Source organism: Azospirillum sp. UENF 211521 (assembly GCF_058780535.1).
Genome location: NZ_JBSNCF010000003.1, coordinates 71,096 through 88,425 on the forward strand (window position 1 = coordinate 71,096; position 17,330 = coordinate 88,425).

Annotated in this window: 18 protein-coding genes; 6 read left to right on the forward strand and 12 right to left on the reverse strand. The window is 69.5% G+C overall.

What is annotated here, in order from left to right; all coding sequences use genetic code 11:
- Positions 1-62 precede the first annotated feature (62 nt).
- Positions 63-245 (forward strand): hypothetical protein, encoded by a 183-nt coding sequence (locus ACWPN5_RS25255; RefSeq protein ID WP_492298088.1) that lies wholly within the window; start codon positions 63-65, stop codon positions 243-245.
- Between the two features lie 42 nt (positions 246-287).
- Positions 288-689, forward strand: a complete 402-nt coding sequence (locus ACWPN5_RS25260; protein WP_492298090.1) for a hypothetical protein — start codon at positions 288-290, stop codon at positions 687-689.
- 23 nt (positions 690-712) lie between these two features.
- Here the strand turns inward: ACWPN5_RS25260 and ACWPN5_RS25265 are convergent, their stop codons facing one another.
- From ACWPN5_RS25265 to ACWPN5_RS25290, 6 genes are all read right to left on the reverse strand, one after another.
- A complete protein-coding gene (locus ACWPN5_RS25265) occupies positions 713-1,417 on the reverse strand; it encodes a (5-formylfuran-3-yl)methyl phosphate synthase (protein ID WP_492298091.1) in 705 nt (234 codons plus the stop codon).
- A complete protein-coding gene (locus ACWPN5_RS25270) occupies positions 1,414-1,992 on the reverse strand; it encodes a DUF447 domain-containing protein (protein ID WP_145688178.1) in 579 nt (192 codons plus the stop codon). The genes ACWPN5_RS25265 and ACWPN5_RS25270 overlap by 4 nt, the downstream gene beginning before the upstream one ends.
- Positions 1,989-3,407: a DUF6513 domain-containing protein gene (locus ACWPN5_RS25275; protein ID WP_492298092.1), complete on the reverse strand. Its 1,419-nt coding sequence runs from the start codon at positions 3,405-3,407 to the stop codon at positions 1,989-1,991. Before ACWPN5_RS25275 ends, ACWPN5_RS25270 begins: the two co-directional genes overlap by 4 nt.
- The gene (locus ACWPN5_RS25280; protein ID WP_492298094.1) at positions 3,349-4,050 is read right to left on the reverse strand and encodes an amino acid kinase family protein; all 702 of its coding nucleotides are present in this window, start codon (positions 4,048-4,050) and stop codon (positions 3,349-3,351) included. The genes ACWPN5_RS25275 and ACWPN5_RS25280 overlap by 59 nt, the downstream gene beginning before the upstream one ends.
- A complete protein-coding gene (locus tag ACWPN5_RS25285) occupies positions 4,047-4,481 on the reverse strand; it encodes a dihydroneopterin aldolase (RefSeq protein WP_145688174.1) in 435 nt (144 codons plus the stop codon). Before ACWPN5_RS25285 ends, ACWPN5_RS25280 begins: the two co-directional genes overlap by 4 nt.
- A 63-nt stretch (positions 4,482-4,544) precedes the next feature.
- Positions 4,545-5,060: a DUF3280 domain-containing protein gene (locus ACWPN5_RS25290; RefSeq protein ID WP_247888837.1), complete on the reverse strand. Its 516-nt coding sequence runs from the start codon at positions 5,058-5,060 to the stop codon at positions 4,545-4,547.
- Between the two features lie 58 nt (positions 5,061-5,118).
- Between ACWPN5_RS25290 and ACWPN5_RS25295 the strand changes: the two genes are divergently transcribed.
- Positions 5,119-5,748, forward strand: a complete 630-nt coding sequence (locus ACWPN5_RS25295; RefSeq protein WP_492298096.1) for a hypothetical protein — start codon at positions 5,119-5,121, stop codon at positions 5,746-5,748.
- A gap of 15 nt (positions 5,749-5,763) precedes the next feature.
- Here the strand turns inward: ACWPN5_RS25295 and ACWPN5_RS25300 are convergent, their stop codons facing one another.
- From ACWPN5_RS25300 to ACWPN5_RS25310, 3 genes are all read right to left on the reverse strand, one after another.
- Positions 5,764-7,080, reverse strand: a complete 1,317-nt coding sequence (locus ACWPN5_RS25300; RefSeq protein WP_492298097.1) for a quinoprotein dehydrogenase-associated putative ABC transporter substrate-binding protein — start codon at positions 7,078-7,080, stop codon at positions 5,764-5,766.
- A 19-nt stretch (positions 7,081-7,099) separates the two neighbouring features.
- A complete protein-coding gene (locus ACWPN5_RS25305; RefSeq protein WP_082188271.1) occupies positions 7,100-7,552 on the reverse strand; it encodes a c-type cytochrome in 453 nt (150 codons plus the stop codon).
- Between the two features lie 100 nt (positions 7,553-7,652).
- On the reverse strand, positions 7,653-9,536 hold the full coding sequence (locus ACWPN5_RS25310; protein ID WP_145688168.1) for a methanol/ethanol family PQQ-dependent dehydrogenase: 1,884 nt from the start codon (positions 9,534-9,536) through the stop codon (positions 7,653-7,655).
- A gap of 507 nt (positions 9,537-10,043) precedes the next feature.
- Here ACWPN5_RS25310 and ACWPN5_RS25315 point away from each other — a divergent pair.
- Entirely contained in the window at positions 10,044-10,238 is a 195-nt protein-coding gene (locus ACWPN5_RS25315; RefSeq protein ID WP_145688166.1) for a hypothetical protein, read from the forward strand.
- 326 nt (positions 10,239-10,564) lie between these two features.
- A complete protein-coding gene (locus ACWPN5_RS25320; RefSeq protein WP_035680398.1) occupies positions 10,565-10,783 on the forward strand; it encodes a hypothetical protein in 219 nt (72 codons plus the stop codon).
- A 33-nt stretch (positions 10,784-10,816) separates the two neighbouring features.
- Here the strand turns inward: ACWPN5_RS25320 and ACWPN5_RS25325 are convergent, their stop codons facing one another.
- A complete protein-coding gene (locus ACWPN5_RS25325; protein ID WP_492298099.1) occupies positions 10,817-12,217 on the reverse strand; it encodes a UdgX family uracil-DNA binding protein in 1,401 nt (466 codons plus the stop codon).
- A 2-nt stretch (positions 12,218-12,219) separates the two neighbouring features.
- The gene (locus ACWPN5_RS25330) at positions 12,220-13,434 is read right to left on the reverse strand and encodes a putative DNA modification/repair radical SAM protein (protein ID WP_492298101.1); all 1,215 of its coding nucleotides are present in this window, start codon (positions 13,432-13,434) and stop codon (positions 12,220-12,222) included.
- 147 nt (positions 13,435-13,581) lie between these two features.
- On the opposite strand from ACWPN5_RS25330, the gene ACWPN5_RS25335 reads away from it, so the two are divergent.
- Positions 13,582-14,640, forward strand: coding sequence for a serine hydrolase domain-containing protein (locus ACWPN5_RS25335; RefSeq protein WP_492298103.1), 1,059 nt, complete (start codon positions 13,582-13,584; stop codon positions 14,638-14,640).
- A 12-nt stretch (positions 14,641-14,652) separates the two neighbouring features.
- Here the strand turns inward: ACWPN5_RS25335 and ACWPN5_RS25340 are convergent, their stop codons facing one another.
- A complete protein-coding gene (locus ACWPN5_RS25340) occupies positions 14,653-17,193 on the reverse strand; it encodes an ABC transporter permease (RefSeq protein WP_492298105.1) in 2,541 nt (846 codons plus the stop codon).
- Positions 17,194-17,330 lie beyond the last annotated feature (137 nt).

The following is a 17,330-nucleotide window of genomic DNA, read 5'->3' on the forward strand; positions in this document are numbered from 1 at the left end:
GGTTGATGGAACAGACGACCGTCCGGTCATCCCGCCGGGCGGGCTCGGGTGGAGGAAACGTCATGACGGGAAATTCCGACAAACCGCAGGACCAGCCGCGCGGCGAGAAGAGCGTTCTCGGCAGTGAGCAGGAATTCAAGAAGGACCAACCGCAGGACGCCGGTCGGGACGAGCGGGCGAAGGAGGACATCGGCCGCATGGGCGAAGCGTCCCGCCAGAACCGCAGCACGAAGGAAGCGGGTTAGAGGCGTAAAAAACACCGAATGATTTGCCGGAGGACATGTCCCATGAAACAGGTGAACATCCTGGCCGGCGCATCCGCGCTGGCCTTTGCCGCCGCCCTGGCGGCGGTCCCGGCGTCCGCCCAATCCACGGGCGGCGCGATGCCTCAAGGCTCCGGAAGCCAGACCAGCCCGTCGACCGGGGCACTGCCGGACAACTCCCTGGCCGGGCAGCGGCAGGGCACCGTCGGAGGCGGGGTCACGCAGGGCGGCGGCCAGAGTGGAACGTCCGGCTCGACGGCGCCTCAGACTGCGCCGTCAGGTTCCTCGGGCGGCGCAACGAGCGGCACGGGCGCTCTGCCTGACAACTCCCTGGCCGGACAGCGGCAGGGCACCATCGGCGGCGGTTCGGTGACGCAGGGCGGCACCAACGCGTCCGAACCACCGAAGACGGGCACAGGGCAGTAGCCGCCCGCCGCCACCCGCCGCCGTCACCCGCCGATCGGGTGCCTCGGGACGGCGTCGCGGATCGCCGCAAGCGCGGCCGGGTCCAGCGCGCCGCCCCGGTCGGCGCCGGCGCACAGCGCGGTGCGGAAGCCGAGATAATCGGGGGCGAGCGGCAGCAGGGCCGGAATGTCGTCCCGCCGCAGCGATCCGGCGAGGCCGGTGAGCAGGCCGAGGCCGTGCGCCTGATCCAGGAAGCGTTTCACCTCGTCGACCGTCTTGTGCCGCAGCAACCCGCCGCCACCCTTTCCGGCGGTGTCGAGCATGGCTCCGGCGAAGCCGGCTTTCGCGATGTCGGGAAGCAGAGTGCCGGGGTCGGTCCAAAGATCGGCGAACAGCACGGCGACGATGCGGGTGCCGCGCCGGGCCTCCGACTCCAGCGCGGCCACGCAGCCCGCCGGATCGCCGGACGGAAACAGACCGATCTTCACGTAATCGACGTCGCAGGCCCACGTCTCGGCCACGCGCCTCGCCACGGTCACAGGCGCCATCGGCAGGTCGCCCACCGTGGCGCTCAGTGGCGCGCGGATGAGCCACTGCCGGGCCGTGTCGACGGCACGCACGATGCCGTCCAACGGCCAAGCGCCCAGCGCACCCGCCTTGGGGTCCTTCAAATCCAGGATGTCCGCCCCGCCCCGCGCGGCGAGCGTCAATTCCATCAGGGACGCGACGCTGGCGAGCAGCCGGGTCATGGCGCGTCGTCCCCGCCCGCCCGGTGTTCGGCGATGCGGTCGAGCAGCCAGCCCCACGCCTCCAACTCGTCGGGACCGGCGGTCTTGCCGATGGCGATGGACAGATAGTCGATTTCGCGGTCGACCTTTTCGGTCGGCAGGAGGTGCAGGCGGCTGACCAGAATCGCCCCCTCCACCACCGCGGCCTGCGCCCGGTTGAAGCCACGGAAGGGCCGGTGGGTGGCGAGATGCACCGGGCGGCAGTCCAGGCGCGGGCGCACGCCGTCATCCTCGATTGCGGCCACCTCCACCTCCTCGTGCGCCAGCGCCCCGGCAAGCACCGCGCCGCGGACGCGTTCCGCCGGTACGGTCGGCCAGTCGCGCCGCCGCCCGGTGACGCAGCCGGCGAAGACCCGAACGTCGTCGGTGAAGTTCACCACCGCGCAGCGCGTGGCGAGCAGGTTGTCGAGCGTGCGCGAGGGACGGAAGGGGGCCAGGACATAGCCGGTCTCGGTCACCGTAGCGCCCATGGGGGCCACGTGGACGTTGCCCGCCGCGTCGCAGCTCGTGATGACGGTTTCGCGGATGAAGGTCATGTCCCGCACCCTCCCGTGCCGTCCGGAGCGTCCACCGCCACGCCCCAGCGCAGTTCGTTGTCCTGGCTGTAGCGCTTGCCGAGCTGCCACGCGATCTGCGCGCGCGCCAGTTCCGCCCCGAGATAGAAGGCGTGCCCCATATCGGTTCGGGGATCGATGTGGGGGAGCAGGGCGAAGGGATCGCCGGCCACATGGTGCCCATCGCGGTTGTAGAGATGGACGCCTTGTTCCGTCACCTCGATCCGGTAGTTCGGGTCACGGATGCGGGCGGCGAGGTCGGCCACCTGTTCCGGCGTGCTGGTGAAGGGCTTGCGGTCGCGCAGGCAGAGCAGGGCGTTGCCGAAATTGCGGGGCAGGGCGCCGGCCTCCGCGGCGGCGAAGAACTGGCGCCGCGCCGCGTCGAACTCGCGGATCGTGCGGCGGCAATGGGGGCTGACCTGCACCGTCAGGATGTGGTCGATGCGCAGCTCGGAGACGATCCCCATCAGCAGCGCGGTCATCCCCGGCGTGTCGGCGTCGGTCAGCTCGGTGACGTTGCCGACACCCATCAGGATTTCCAGGTTGGGATGGCGCGCCCGGACTTCGCGGTAGCGCAGCAGGGAGTCGGTGAAGCCATGGTGGATCGGCTCCAGGACCGGGTCGGCGATGCAGCGCCGCCCGGCGCCGCGGATGGCGTCCAGCGCCCGGTCGAGCGAGGGGAGATCGCCCGGCGTGGTGGGGATGACGATGGGCACCGCGTCGGTCTCGCGGGCGACCCAGGCGGTCTCCTCGGTCAGGCTGAGCAGGTAGGCGGCCCCCGCTCCGGCGCCGCGCAACAGCTCCCTGGGATCGAGGGAATCGACGCTGACCGTGTGACCGGCCTCGCGCAGCGCCGTCACCGCCTCCTCCAGATGGGGGAAGGGATGGTCGGGCAGTCCGCCGAGGTCGATCACGTCGGCCCCGTCCGCCGCGAAGCGGGCGGCGCGCTCCAGGATCGCCGGCACGCCGAGCAGCGGCGCCTCGACGATCTCGGCGAAGATTTTCGTATGGTGGCGGCTGAGGTCGAGCGGAGCGGCCTGACGGCGGAAATGCTGGGGCAGATCCTCCAGTTCGTCGGGGCCGCGCTCGAAGGGCACGCCGAAATGGGCGGACAGCCGGGCGAGGTCGCCGCGGAACCGCCCCGGCAGCAGGACGCGGTCAGCCCCCTCGGTCGAGGCGAGGCGGCGCAGCACGATCTCCGTCGTCGCCAGCGCCGCGACCTTGATGCCGAGATTGACCACGGTGGCCCGGAATTCCAGAGGTTCCAAGGAAGCCAGGACATGACGCAGGCGGGTCTCGGCCAGCGCGCCGGTCAGGAACAGGATGTGTTCGGAGGCGTCAGCCATAGACGTTGCGGCCATCGGCATCCCGGCGGTCAGCGTCCCGGTGATCGCCATCCCGGTGATCGGCCTCCTGCCCCTCGGCGGCCGGCACCAGCCGGGTTCCGCCGGGGTTGCCGCGGTCCAGCGCCCGGGCGAAACGCCGATGATCCTCCCGCGACACGCACCACACCGCCCCGCCGAACCGCGCCATGCGGCCCGGCAAGGCCGGATCGACGACGCCGTCGGCCACGAGGCGGGTCACCGGGACGGCCGCGTCCGGCAACGGGGCGGACTTGACGAGAATTGCGCAGGTGGCGCCGAGCGCCCCGGCCAGCCAGACCGCCAGACTGTCGGAGGTGACGTCCCAGCTTTCCGCCACGTCGGCGTCATCCGCCAGGGGAAGGGGCATCCAGACGGTCGGGCTCGGCCGGCCGCGCAGATCGGCAAGGCTGCGCGCCGGGGACAGCCGCGGCTCCAGGTCGGCCAGGGCGGTTCCATACTGCTCCATGGCGAGCAAGGCCATGCGGTGCGCGGCGCGGTCGCCGAAGCCGAGCGCCGGCTGGGCGTCGCGGACGGCGTCGGCGAAGGGGCCGCCGCCGGGGACGACCACGACCCGCAGACGCCGCGCCGCGGCCAGGATTTCCAGCCAGCGCCGCAATTCCGGGGCGCGCCACAGGCTGCCGCCCAACTTCACGACCCACAACGGCGCGCTGCTCATGATGGCGTTCGCGCTCCCTCGGGGCGGGACCGCTCGATGACGATGCCGACTCCGCCGGATTCCGGGACGACGTCCAGCTTCTCCACCTGCACCCGCGCGCGGGTCACATCCGGGTTGGAGAAGCACAGCGCGAGAATCCGGTCGCCCAGCGTCTCGACGAGGTTCACATGGGCGCCGTCGCGCAGGGCGCGGATGCCGTCGATCAGGAAATCGTAGGACAGCACCTCGTCCAGGCTGTCGGTCATCGGCCGGTCGGGCCAGGGCAGCGTCAACGAGACGTTGATCCGGACGCGCTGCGTGCGCTCCTTTTCCTCGTCCCAGACGCCGATCCGGAACTGGTCCACATAGTCGCGCAGCGTGATGTCGTAGTACCGGACGCGGCTCGCCGCCGGGCGGTACGGGACATAGGAGAGCAAAGCGTCGTCGGCCAAGCGATCCTCCTCCCCGTGTCGGACGAAGGTTGGCTCCCCCGCCTCGGATGTCGTCAGGGCTCGTCACCGGTCGGACGGCGGAACGGCCAGCAGGCGGTGACGCAGCAGCCATTCGACGCCGCGCCGCCATGACCGCTCGTTGTCGCCGCGGATGTCCGCGTTCGCGACGGCGATGACCTCGCCATCTCCGCTGCCATCTCCGGTGCGGCGCATTATAATCTGCATGTTGAGGATCAGCGTGCTGATCTTATGGATGAAACCCGTCACCACGATGTCGGCGCCGGCCCGGCGCCCAAGGTCGCGTTCGCAGCCGTTGCAGCGGTAGAGCGAGGCCGGCGCCTCCATCGCGACGGCGCTGTCGCGGACGCCGGTCACCGCATAGCCGCCGTCCTTCAGCCCGTCGCGCAGCAGCGCCGTCACCCGCTCCAGCCGTCCGGCATGGTCCGGATCGGCGGGCTCCCGGCTGGTGTCCACCAGTTCGAGGTCAAAGAGCAGGATTTTGGCGGGCGTCTGCGCCGCAGCCGGGGCCACGAAGGTCGACAGAAGCAGGGACAGGGCCGCCATCGCGGCGGATTCCATCGGTCTCATCCGAATGCGTGAATGGGCAAGGGCGCCCGATGTCCGGCAGAATCCCGTCATGTGTCACCGCTCCGCTGTCCTCGCCGTCGCGTTGCTCACCCTGGCGTCGCTCCCGGCGGCGTCTGTCCCGGCGTCCGCCGCCGGGAGCGACCCGGATTGGCCTTGCGTCCAGATCCTCGTGCCGACCCTGTCGTCCGGCCAGATCTGGCCCGGAGACCCCATCGAGGGGAAGGAAGGCGACTGGCGCGACATTCCCGGCACCGAACCGGTCCTGAAGCAACTCCTCGACCGCCGGCTCGATCCGGAGCAGGAGCAGGCGGCGATCGACCGCTTCGCCGACCAGCTGGAAGCAGACCGGGCAGCAGCGGACCGCAACGCCGCCCTCACCGCCCTGTTCGCCGGCGCCTTCGATGCGCTCAACCAGGAGCGTGGGCAGGCTATTTCGGCCATCAAGCGCTATGCCCACCAGCAGCGCGTTCTGCTCGACAGCATCGATGCGGCGCTGACCCGCTTTCAGACGCTTCCCGCCGACGCTCCCGAGGCGGCGGCTCTGCGGGAGGAGATCGCGTGGCGCCGCCGCATCCTCGACGAACGGCGGCGCAACCAGACGGCGCTGTGCGAGCAGCCGGTCCAGCTCGAACAGAAAGCCGGCCGCATCGCCCGGGACATCGCCGCCCGCCTGGACTAAGGCGAGCGGGTTCGCTCAGTTCGACGCGCCGCCGGCGAAGGGTTCGACGGTCTCCAGCCCGTATCCCGCCTCCTGCCAGCGCATGGCGCCGTCGGAATACCAGTAGACATTGCCGTAGCCCCATTCCACGGCGCGTTTGGCGGCGTTCCAGGACATCCAGCAGTCCGGTTCGCAGAAGAAGACCAGCCGGGCGGCCCGATCGCCGTGGCTCACCGTCTCCAGCCCGGCGCGGAAATAGCGCTCCTGCTCGCCCGACAGGCTGCCGTAGCCGGTGTTGGGAAGCCAGACCGCCCCAGGCAGACTGCGGCGGGGCGGGGGCACCCACACGGCCGGCTCCGGACGGTCCGCCGGGCGCGGCGGCGCCGGCATCACGTCGACCAGCCGCGTGTCGGGGAAACGCTCGATCAGCCGCCGCAGCTCCGCCAGGGTCACGGTGGAGGCGCCGGACAGGCCGGCGGGGGTCGGGGCGCGGTACTGGTCCATCCGGTAGCCCGGCGGCTCGATGGCGGCGGCGGTCTTCAGCGCGCCGTCCGGGCCGATGATCGGGACGTGGTAGCGCAGCAGGATGCGGTCGATGTCGTCCTGGCGGCGCTTGATGAAGTCGTTGAGCCAGTGTTTCCACTCCGGTTCGTCGGAGCGGATGCCCATGGAGATGTTGAATTGCAGCCGGGCGCCCGCTGACTCCTTGACCAGCGGCACGACGGTCAGCGGCTCCGTCTGCTGGGCGGCGAAGTAACCGGCGATCGGTCCCCAGATCACCGCGGCGTCGGTCTTGCCGGCCGCCACGTCCTCGATGGCGTCGCGGGCCGGGTTGTTGGCGCGTGTGTCGGTGTTGAGCTGGTAGGGCTCCGTCCGGGTGATGCCGTAGAGGCGCAGCAGGTTGACCGCGGGCGTCTTCTCGACGACGCCGATGCGGGCGTCTTTCAGCGACGGATCGCCCACGCTTTCCGCCTTGATGCCTGATTTGGTGCGGTAGACGAGGGAATAGACGGTGCGGTAGTAGGGGTTGGTGTTCTGCATCAGCTCTTCACCGGACGCCGTGCCCATGACGAGGTCGCACTGTCGCGCGCGCAGCGTGTTGCGGACGAAGCCGATGGTCTGCGGCCACCAGTAATAGGTCACCGGCTTCTTCAGATCCTCGCCGATGAGCCGGGCGATCTCGTTCTCGAAACCCTCCATTTTCTCGTTGGAGTAGGGCAGCAGGTTGCCGTCGGCGCAGACGCGCACGCTCTCGCGCTCCGTCACCTCGACGGCGTGGGCCGGCAGGGTGACGGAGAGCAGAGTCGCGGCGCTGGCGACGGCAAGGGCGATGGGCGTGGAAGAACGTGCCATGAAGGACCCCCCTGCCGGATCAGCCGCCGATGCGTTGCGGGCGTCCGCCGGGCAGCGCGCCGTCGGCCCGCGCCTTCAGGTAGCGGTAGATGTCGTCCAGGTGATCCATGATGTTCGGGTCGAGGCCGAAGGAGGGCATCACCTTGTCGCCGGTGGCGCCCTGGTTCTGGCGGCCGTTGACGACGACCTCCTTGAACTCGTCGTAGCTGAGGCGTTTGAGCGAGTCCGCGAGGCTGGGGGCGAAGGACGACCCCGACGCGTCGAAGCCGTGGCAGGTGTGGCAGGTCGCGTGGAAGCGGCGGTAGCCGTTGTAGGTTCCCTTGTCCACCTGACCGTCCTTGACGATGTAGGTCGGTGTCCCGTCGGGGGTCGTCGGCGCGTCCTGCGCCAGGGCGGCGAAACAGGCGACGGTGCCCACCGTCAGCGCACCGGTCAGCAAGCCAAGTCTGCGTTGCACAAATCTGCGTTTCATGGATGTCGAGATCCTTGCCCGGAAGCCGGGGCCCAGTGAATGCCGAAGGCTCTAAAGCAAAACCCCCGGTGCCTTGCGGCACCGGGGGCAGGTCTGCCGATCACTTCTGGTCCGGAACGTGGAACACCGTCAGGACGCCGCCGAGCTGGGTGTATTCGCCCAGCGACTGGTGGGCGCCCACCGCGCCGAGGCCGGCGGTCGCCACCCCTCCGCCCTCGGTGTGTCCGGGATGGACGGCGTTGTGCCACGCCTGCGCCCCGGCCTCCTGGGTCAGGCCCGCGGCGAGGCCGATGCCGGCCCAGCCGCCGACGCCCGACAGGACGGCCACATACTGCTTGCCGTTGTGGGTGTAGGTGTTGATGTTGCCGATGATGCCGGACGGGGTCTTGAACCGCCACAGCTCCTTGCCGTCCTTCATGTCGACGGCGACGAGGTAGCCTTCCAGCGTCCCGTAATAGGCGACGCCGCCCTTGGTGGACAAAGCGCCGCTCCACACCGCGAAGCGCTCCGGCCGCGACCAGACGATCTTGCCGGCCGCCGCGTCCCAAGCGATGAAGTTGCCCATGCCGCCGTGCGAATTCGGCGTCGGGTACATGGACACGGTCGAGCCGACATAGGCCTGCCCCGCCGTGTAGGAGACGGAGAACGGCTCATAGTCCATGCAGATGTGGTTGGTCGGGACGTAGAACAGGCCGGTGTCCGGCGAGAAGGAGGCCGGCTGCTGGTCCTTGCTGCCGAGCGCCGCCGGGCAGACGGCCGCGGTGTTCTTGTCCTCGCCGTTGGCGAAGGTGCTGTATTTGTCGACGACGTTCGGCCGTCCGGTCTTCATGTCGACGTCGGTCGCCCAGTTGACCGTCGGGTCGAATTTCTGCGCGACGAGCAGCTCGCCGGTCGCCCGGTCCAGGGTGTAGGCGAAGCCGTTGCGGTCGAAGTTGACCAGCACCTTGCGCTGCTGGCCGTTCATGTTGATGTCGGCGAGGATGTTCTCGTTGACGCCGTCGAAGTCCCATTCGTCGAAGGGCGTCTTCTGGTAGACCCACTTCGCCTCACCGGTGTCGGGATCGCGGGCGAAGATGGTCATCGACCATTTGTTGTCGCTCTTGGCCCGGTCCTTGTCGACGGCCCGCTGCGTCGGGTTCCAGGTGCCGGGGTTGCCGGTGCCGTAATAGATCAGGTTGAGCGCCGGATCGTAGGTGTACCAGCCCCAGGTCGTTCCTCCGCCGCGTTTCCATTCCTCGCCCGGCCAGGTCGAGACGCCGAGGTCCTTCTGCCCGATCGGCTTGCCCATCATCATCGTCTTCGACGGGTCGATCTTCACGTCGGTGTCGGGACCGGTCGAGAAGGCCCGCCACACCATCTTGCCGCTGTTGGTGTCGTAGGCCGTCAGATGGCCGCGCACGCCGAACTCGCCGCCGCTGATGCCGACGAAGACCTTGTCCTTGACCACCAGCGGGGCCGCCGTCAGGGTCTCGCCCTTGGTGTGGTCGCCGTTCTTGGCCTTCCACATCTCCTTGCCGGTCTTGGCGTCGAGCGCCACCAGCGTGTTGTCCGCCTGGGCCAGGAAGACCTTGCCGTCGGCGACCGCGACGCCGCGGTTGACGGTGTCGCAGCACATCACCGGGATGACGGTCGGGTCCTGGACCGATTCATATTTCCAGATGACCCGCCCCGGGTTGTTGAGGTCGAGCGCGAAAACCTTGTTGGGGAACGGCGTGTGGATGTACATCACGTCGCCGACGACGATCGGCCCGCCCTCATGGCCGCGCAGAACCCCGGTCGAGAACGACCACGCGACCTGCAGGTTCTTGACGTTGTCGGTGGTGATCTGGTTGAGCGGGCTGTACCGCTGTCCGGCGTAGTTGCCGAGCTGGGACGCCCAGTTGTTGGGGTTCGCTTCATTCTTCAGAATACTGTCGTTCGCGGAAACCGAGCCGGCTGCGACGATGGCGACTGACGCCAGAAGCCAGCGAGACAATACCTTCATGACGATCCCTCCCGTGGTGGCGCTTATTGTTTACCCAAAAACCAATGGGCTTTTTGTTTATCGGCGCGGCGATGAGTGCAAAAGGGCGTTGTCGCGCGTATGTTGTCGCGCGGTGTGCTTTGTTCTAAACTCAATATTCAGAAAAGCTGACGCCAAATTGGGACTTAATGCTATATTGGGACCATGTTCTCGTCAAGGCTCTGCCGAATAGAAAACGCAAAACAATCGGCTGCTAACTGTTTTGTCCGGAGATGGCCGCAAATTGGTGGTAAGTTGATAATCCTTCAAAAGATGATTTTGCGATTTATTTATTTGCAGTTTTCGCGGCGATTTTTGTGCGAAGCAGCAATTTTTGCTGCAAAGCAACACGGCCCGATCGGTGTCAGCGCCTGTTGATAAGCGTGTTCCGGCCTTCGTCCACTTTGGTGAAACGGCCGAAGGCGTCGGCTCATCGACTTTTCAGGCCCGATCTTTCAGGACCGCTCTTCGGTACGGGAATGGTGACTCATGTTTGAACTGGTCATGGTGATCTGTCTGGCCCTGCGGCCGGACCAATGCTCCATCGAACGCCCCCTCTCCATCGAACGGTACCCGACCGCGGTGGAGTGCACCCGCAACAGCTATGTCCACGTCGTGCACTGGCTCATGGAGCATCCCAACTGGAACGTCCGTCAATGGCGGTGCGAACAGCCCGGTGCCTGACGCCAGTGCTGGTTGCTTCAAGGATAGAAAACACGTCACTCAACGTTCCGTTGATCTACGGCGCGCCGACTCCAGACTTGTGCGAAGGCTTCTCTGACCTTGCGGCCCGTTCCGTTTCATCCGTTGCACCAACGGCTTTGCAAACTCCCAACGTTTAGGCATTGGTTAACCTTCGATGCCTAATGATTCGGCGCCCTGTGGTTTGGCTCATTTCCGAGCAGCCGGAATCGCGCAATCCTGTCCTCGTCCTGGGCATGGCATGCGGCTTGCTCTCGCTGATCCCCACGATGTTGGCACAGCCGTGCCGTTGCGTTTTGGAGCGCCCGATGTTTGTTACCCTGTCGATGATCTTCTGCTTGGCGTCCGACCCGACCCAGTGCCGCACCATCAATCCGATGGTTCCCGACACCGAACCCCTGACCATGTCGAGCTGCCCGATCGCCGGCCAGATCGAGAGCGCCAAGTGGATCAACGACCACCCGAAGTACGAGCTTCAGCGCATCCAGTGCACCGTGGGCAAGCGGTTCAAGCAGCAGGGCGCGTGAGGGCCGCGACACGGGAGACGGCCTGACGCCGCCTCACGCCAGCGCCGCGGCCCGGCGCAGGTCGGCCACGAACTCTGCCTGCGCCCGCCGTCGCTCCTCCTCCCCTGGAAGCCGCAGCAGGTAGGAGGGGTGGACGGTGACGAAGCCGTCCCAACCGTCGAAAGCCATCGGACCGCGCTCGCGCAGCACCGAAACGGGCCGGCCGCTCAGAGCCAGGGCCGCCGTGGCGCCCAGCGCGACGACGAGGCGGGGGCGGACGAAGCCCAGCTCCGTCATCAGCCACCAGCGGTAATGCTTGACCTCGCCGGCGGTGGGGGACTGGTGGATGCGCCGCTTGCCGCGCTGGACGAATTTGAAATGCTTGACGGCGTTGGTCAGATAGAGGCCGCCGCGCTCGATGCCGGCCTCCTCCAGAGCAGCGGTCAGCAACTGGCCGGCGGGACCGACGAAGGGACGGCCCTCGCGGTCCTCCCGGTCGCCCGGCTGCTCGCCGACGATGGCGATGGCCGCACCCTCCGGCCCCTCGCCCGGCACCGCCTGCGTCGCCCCCGGCACCAGCGGCTCGGAGCGTTGGATCAGGCGGTTCAGGTCGGCGAGGCTGTCCGGGGCCTGCCGGGCCATCGCCGCCACCGCCTTCTCCGGCATGCGGCGGCGCGGGATGGCGGCCTCTGCCTCCAGCATCGCCTGGACGCGGGCGGGGGCGGCGCGGACCATGGCCGGGATGGCCGCCGTCTCCGGCATGTTGGCCCAGAATTTCCGCGGCATCTCCGCCCGCATGGCCGTCGGGTTGACCCGCGCCGGGTTGAAGGTGCTTTCGTAATAGCGCAGCCAGCCCTCGGCGAAGCGGTCGTCGGCCAAGGAGTCCGGACGCTCGGCGGGCGGCCCGGTCATCAGGCGGTGGCGGTCCCAGTGCAGCGATCCCTTCGGCGTCAGGATCGTCCACGCCATGCTTTCGAAGCGCTCGACGAAGAAGGGGGCGACGGCCTCGACGATGTGGTGGTCGGGCTCGAACCACGCGACGTAACGCTCCCCGCCGGCCGGGTCCGGCAGGGCGCGGAAGCGCAGGAAGGCGTGCATCTTGTGGATGTCCCGGCGCACCGCCTTGTCGAGCCGCTCCAGCCGGTGCACCAGCGGGTCGGCGTGCTGGTCGAGCAGCGCCCGCTCCCCGTTCAGCACCCGCCAGACCAGCCGGTGCAGCAGGGCGTAGCGCTCCGGATCGCTGTGGCAGACGACGGTTTCGATCAACCGGCCGACCGCCTGGGGCAGGAGGACCGGGGCACCGTTTTCAAATGCGGGTGCTTCGTCGCCGAACAGCGACGGCGCGCCGACGCTCCACAGCACCGCCTCGGGCGCCGTCCGGGCGGCGGCGAGGCGGCGCACCGCCCGGCGGAAGCCGTCGAGGTCCGCCCCCTCCCGCAAGGTGATCGTGCGCATCGTCAGAACAGGCTCAACTGGCTGGACGGCGTGACCAAGCGCTGGCGCAGGTCCAGCCGGTCGGTCAGCCCGACCGCGGGGTGGTAGTCGGCGGCGATCAGGAAGGGGCGGGCGCGCCGCAGACCGTTCGACAGCCGCCCCAGATCCTCCATGCGCAGGCGGGTGTGGCGGCGCGCCGACAGGATCTTGTCGACGGCGCGGGCGCCCAGCCCCGGCACCCGCAGCAGCATCTCGCGGTCGGCGCGGTTGACGTCGACCGGGAAGCGCTCGCGGTTCTTCAGCGCCCAGGCCAGCTTGGGGTCGATGCCGAGGTCGAGCATCCCGCCTTCGCCGCCGGACGCGATCTCCTCCACCGTGAAGCCGTAATAGCGCAGCAGCCAGTCGGCCTGATACAGCCGGTTCTCCCGTTGCAGCGGCGGCGGCTTGACCGGCAGGACCGAGCTGGCCTCCGGGATCGGGCTGAAGGCGGAATAATAGACGCGGCGCAGCCCGTAGCGCTGGTAGAGCGTGCCGCTGGTCTCCAGGACCGAGCGGTCGGTGGCGTCGTCGGCGCCGACAATCAATTGGGTGCTCTGGCCGGCGGGGGAGAAGCGGCGGCGCTCCTCCTTGGCCTCGACGATGCGTTCGTTGACCTGACCCATCACCGCCTTGATGGTGCCGCCGTTCTTCTCCGGCGCGAAGGCCTTCAGGCTGTGGTCGGTGGGCAGTTCAAGGTTGATCGACAGGCGGTCCGCCCACAGCCCGGCCTGCTCGATCAGCCAGGGGCTGGCCTCGGGAATGGTCTTCAGATGGATGTAGCCGGCGAAGCCGTGGTCGCGCCGCAGCGTCCGCGCCACCAGCATCATCTGCTCCATCGTGTGGTCCGGCGAGCGGATGATGCCGGAGGACAGGAATAGCCCCTCGATGCAGTTGCGCTTGTAGAAACCCAGGGTCAGTTCCACCACCTCCGCCACCGTGAAGCGGGCGCGGCGGACGTTGGAGGAGCGCCGGTTGATGCAGTACACACAGTCGAACAGGCAGTGGTTGGTCAGCAGGATCTTGAGGAGCGAGACGCAGCGCCCGTCCGGCGTGTAGGCGTGGCAGATGCCGGCGCCGGTGGTCGAGCCCAGCCCTTCCTTGCCGCCGCTGCGCGGCTTGGCGCCGGACGAGGCGCAGGAGGCGTCGTATTTCGCCGCATCGGCCAGAATGCCGAGCTTCTCGATCAAGGCGTCGTCCATCGTCCCATCCCACGCTGCGTGTTCGTTCTTAATATGTTCCCATAGGGCGGGGAGGCAAGCGGCGTGTGCGGCGCCGGGTGGGACAAAGTCCGATCAGGGATTCCGGGGCAATCTTGGATGGCGGCGAAGCGGGACCACATAACCGGGATGACCTCGACATCGCCGTTCCGGCTCGGCCGCCGCACCCTCCTCGCCGCCACCGTCGCGTCCCTCGGCGGCGCCCTGACGCGCCCGCTGCTTGCCGCCCAACCCGCGCCCGGGGCCGGGTTCGACCCGGCCTTGCTGGACCGGGCGATCAAGCGCGCGGCGGCACTCGACCAGATTCACGCGCTGGTCATCGGTCGGAACGGCGCGGTGGTATCGGCGGAGGCCTTCCGCGGACCGGCGGTGAACCGTGCCGTCAATGTGAAGTCGGTGTCCAAAACCATCGCCGCCTCGCTCGCCGGCATTGCCATCGACCGCGGCGTCCTGCGCGGCGTCGACGTCTCCCTGGCCGAGGCGGCGCCGGGGCTGGTTCCGGCGGGCGTCGATCCGCGGGTACGGAGGATCACCATCGCCGACCTTCTGACCATGCGGGCCGGTCTGGAACCGACCTCCGGGCCGGGCTACGGCCGCTGGATCAACAGCCGCAACTGGGTTGTCGACGCGCTGCGTCGCCCCTTCGTCACCGAGCCGGGCGCGCGGATGCTCTATTCGACCGGCAGCTACCATCTGCTGGGCGCGGCGCTGTCCAGCGCGTCGGGGCGCAGCCTGCTAGACTTGGCGCGGGACTGGCTGGGCGAGCCGCTGGGGATTGAGGTGCCGTCCTGGACGCGCGACCCACAGGGCTTCTATCTCGGCGGCAACAACATGGCGCTGTCGCCGCTCGACCTCTTCCGCTTCGGCGAGCTGTGGCGGCAGGGCGGGCTGTGGAACGGACGCCAAGTCATCAGCGCCGCCTGGGTGGAGGCGTCGTGGGTGCCGCGCACGCGCTCCCCCTTCTCCGGCGACGATTACGGGTATGGCTGGTTTCTCGCCACGGCGAAGGGGCACCGCATCGCCTACGCGCGCGGCTATGGCGGGCAGATGCTCTATCTGGTGCCCAGCCTGGGGCTGACCGTCGTCGTCACCTCCGACCCCGGCCGGCCGGCGCGGTCGGATGGGCATGTCGGCCTGCTCAACGCCCTGCTGACCGACGGCATCATCCCGGCGGCGGAGATGGCCTGACGGGTGGGCGGGTCAGGCGGACAGCGCGTCGCTGCGCAACCGCCGCATCACGTCCCGTCGCGGCAGGCACGCCACCAGCACCGCCCCGACCGCCGCCATCGCAGCGACGGTGCCGAGGAAGGCGGCCAGGGGGACAGCGACTCCGGGCAGGGGCGCACCGTCGGCAAGGCTGGCGACCACCGCCGCGCCGCCGGCCCAGCCGAGCGGCACCGCGACCGCGGCGACGGCGGCGCCCAGAAGGACGAATTCCAGCACCACCGCCTGGACCATCGAACGCCGGCCGACTCCGAGGGCGTGCAGGAGCGCCATGTCCTGAAGCCGCCGCCGGGCGCTGCTGGCAATGGCGCCGAGAAGGACCACGGCCGCCGCGCCGAGGGCGACGGTGGACACGCCATCGAGAAGCCCGCGCACGGTCCGGACGGTCGAACCGAGCGTGTCCAGCACCTCCGCCACGCGGATCGTGGGGGCTTGCGGAACCGCTCGCGCCACCGCCGCCTCAACCGCCGGAACCGACTCGGGCAAGGACCAGACGGCGGCGACGAGGCTGTGCGGCGGCGGTTCGGGGAAGGGGGAGAGGAGAACCGGAAAATCCAGGTCGAGCCGCGTCCAGTCGATCCGCCGGAGGTTGGCGATCGTCGCGGTCACCGGGCGGCCCGCCAGGGCCAGCGTGAGGCTGTCTCCCACCGCCAGCCCCAACCGGCGGGCCACCTGCGCGTCCAGCGAGGCGAGCGGCGGGCCGGTATAGCTCTCGGGCCACCAACTCCCCGCGACGATCCGGTCGGTAGCGGCGGGGCGGTCGCGCCAGGACAGGCCGCGGTCGCCGCGCACCGCCCACCCGACGGAGCGCGGGGCGTCCGCCTCGGTGATGGCGGAGCCGTTGAGGCGGCTGATCCGGGCGTGCAGGAAGGGCGCCGTCTCGACCCGCCCGACGCCGGGCAGGGCGGACAGGCGCTCTTTCAAGCCGATGCCGTCCGGCGGCGGGATGTTCAGCGCGACAACGGAAGGCGTCTGCGCCGGCAGCGTCGCCGCGACATGGCTGGTGGCCGACTGTCCGACCACGCCGACCGCCACCAGCAGGGTCAGGCCGATGCCCAGCGCCACGGCCACCGGGACCGTCGGTGCGCCGGGCCGACCGAGGTTGGCGACGGCCAGCCGGACCGCCGCCCGCCGCCTGCGCGCCAGCCGGCGGGCCACCCAGGCGAGCCCCCGCCCCAGCAACGCGAAGCCGGTCGCAACCAGCACCGCGACGAGCAGGAAGCCGGCGACGGCGAGCGGCATCCCCGTCCAGGCGGCGAGCAGACCGGCGAGCCCCAGCCCGAGCAGCGCGACAGCGCCACGGGTCCGCCACCCCAACGGCTGGGACAAGCCATCCACCGCCCCCCGCCAGATTGCGGCGGGGCTGGTCCCGGCGGCGCGGGCCAGCGGCGGCACGGCGCAGAGCAGCGCGGCCAGAAGCCCGACCGCCCCCGCCAGCAGCAGGGCCGCCGGATCGACGGCGCCGCCCGTCTCTGGCATCCAGTCGAGCGGCAGCGCGTTCACCGCCATGGCGGCCAGCAGGGCGCCGGTCGTCACGCCGATCAGCAGCGCCACGCCGACCACGGCCAGCATTTGCAGCAGGAAGGCGGTGAAGAGCAGGCGTGGCGAACCGCCCAACGCCTTCAGCGTCGCCAGGACCGGCAACCGCCGGGCAAGGTGCGCCGACAGCGCCCGGCCGATGCCCACACCGCCGATCAGCAGGATGGACAGCGATCCCAGAAGGAACAGCGCACGGGCGAGGTGCACGGTGCGGTCCACACCCGGAATGCCTTGGGCGGCATCGACGATCCGCCATCCGGCGTCGGGGAAACGGCGCTCCAGATCGCGCAGGGCGGCGTCGGAACGCACCGTCTCCGGCAAGACGAGGCGATAATACCAGTAGACGGGTATCCCCGGCTCGGCGAGGCCCGTCGCGTCCAGCGCCCGGCGGTCGATGACGACGCGCGGGCCGAGGGAGAAGGCGCGGAAAGCCCGATCCGGCTCATGCTCCAGCACGGCGCGGATCGCGATCTCGGCGGCCCCAAGCCGCAGCCGGTCGCCGACGCCCAGCGCCAGCGCGTCGAGGAGGTCGGCGGACACAGCCGCCCCCCATCGCCCGTCGCGCCGGGCCAGAGCGTCGGCCAGGGACGGGGCGCCGGACACCGTCGCCGTGCCGACCAGCGGGTAACTTCCTTCGACCGCCTTCAACTCGACCAGGATGCGGGCGCTGCCGGTCACCGTCGAGGCAACGGGTCGCAGTTCCGCGGTCTCGCCGACCCTGCCCATCGTGTCGAGGACGGCCCGCTGCTCCGGCGTCGCCGGGGCGTGGAACAGGCGCAGGGAGAGGTCACCGCCGACCGCTTCGCGCGCGGTGGCCCGCATCCCCTCCAGCACGCCGCCGCTGAGCGAGCCGACGGCGGCCATCATGGCGGTGCCCAGCGCCACCCCGAGGACGACGATCCAAAGTCCGGCGACGCCGCCCCGCAGGTCCCGCCAAGCCAGCCGCAACGCGATGCGCAGATGAGTCATGGCGGACATATCGTGAAGGTCCCGCCGGCCGGCAACCAGTTCTGTTGCTTACAGACTTCCCTCTCCCGTCCCGGGAGAGGGAAGGGGCCCATGCAAAGCGTGGGAAGGGTGAGGGTGAAGCCGAGAATCAGCGCCCTGATCCTCGC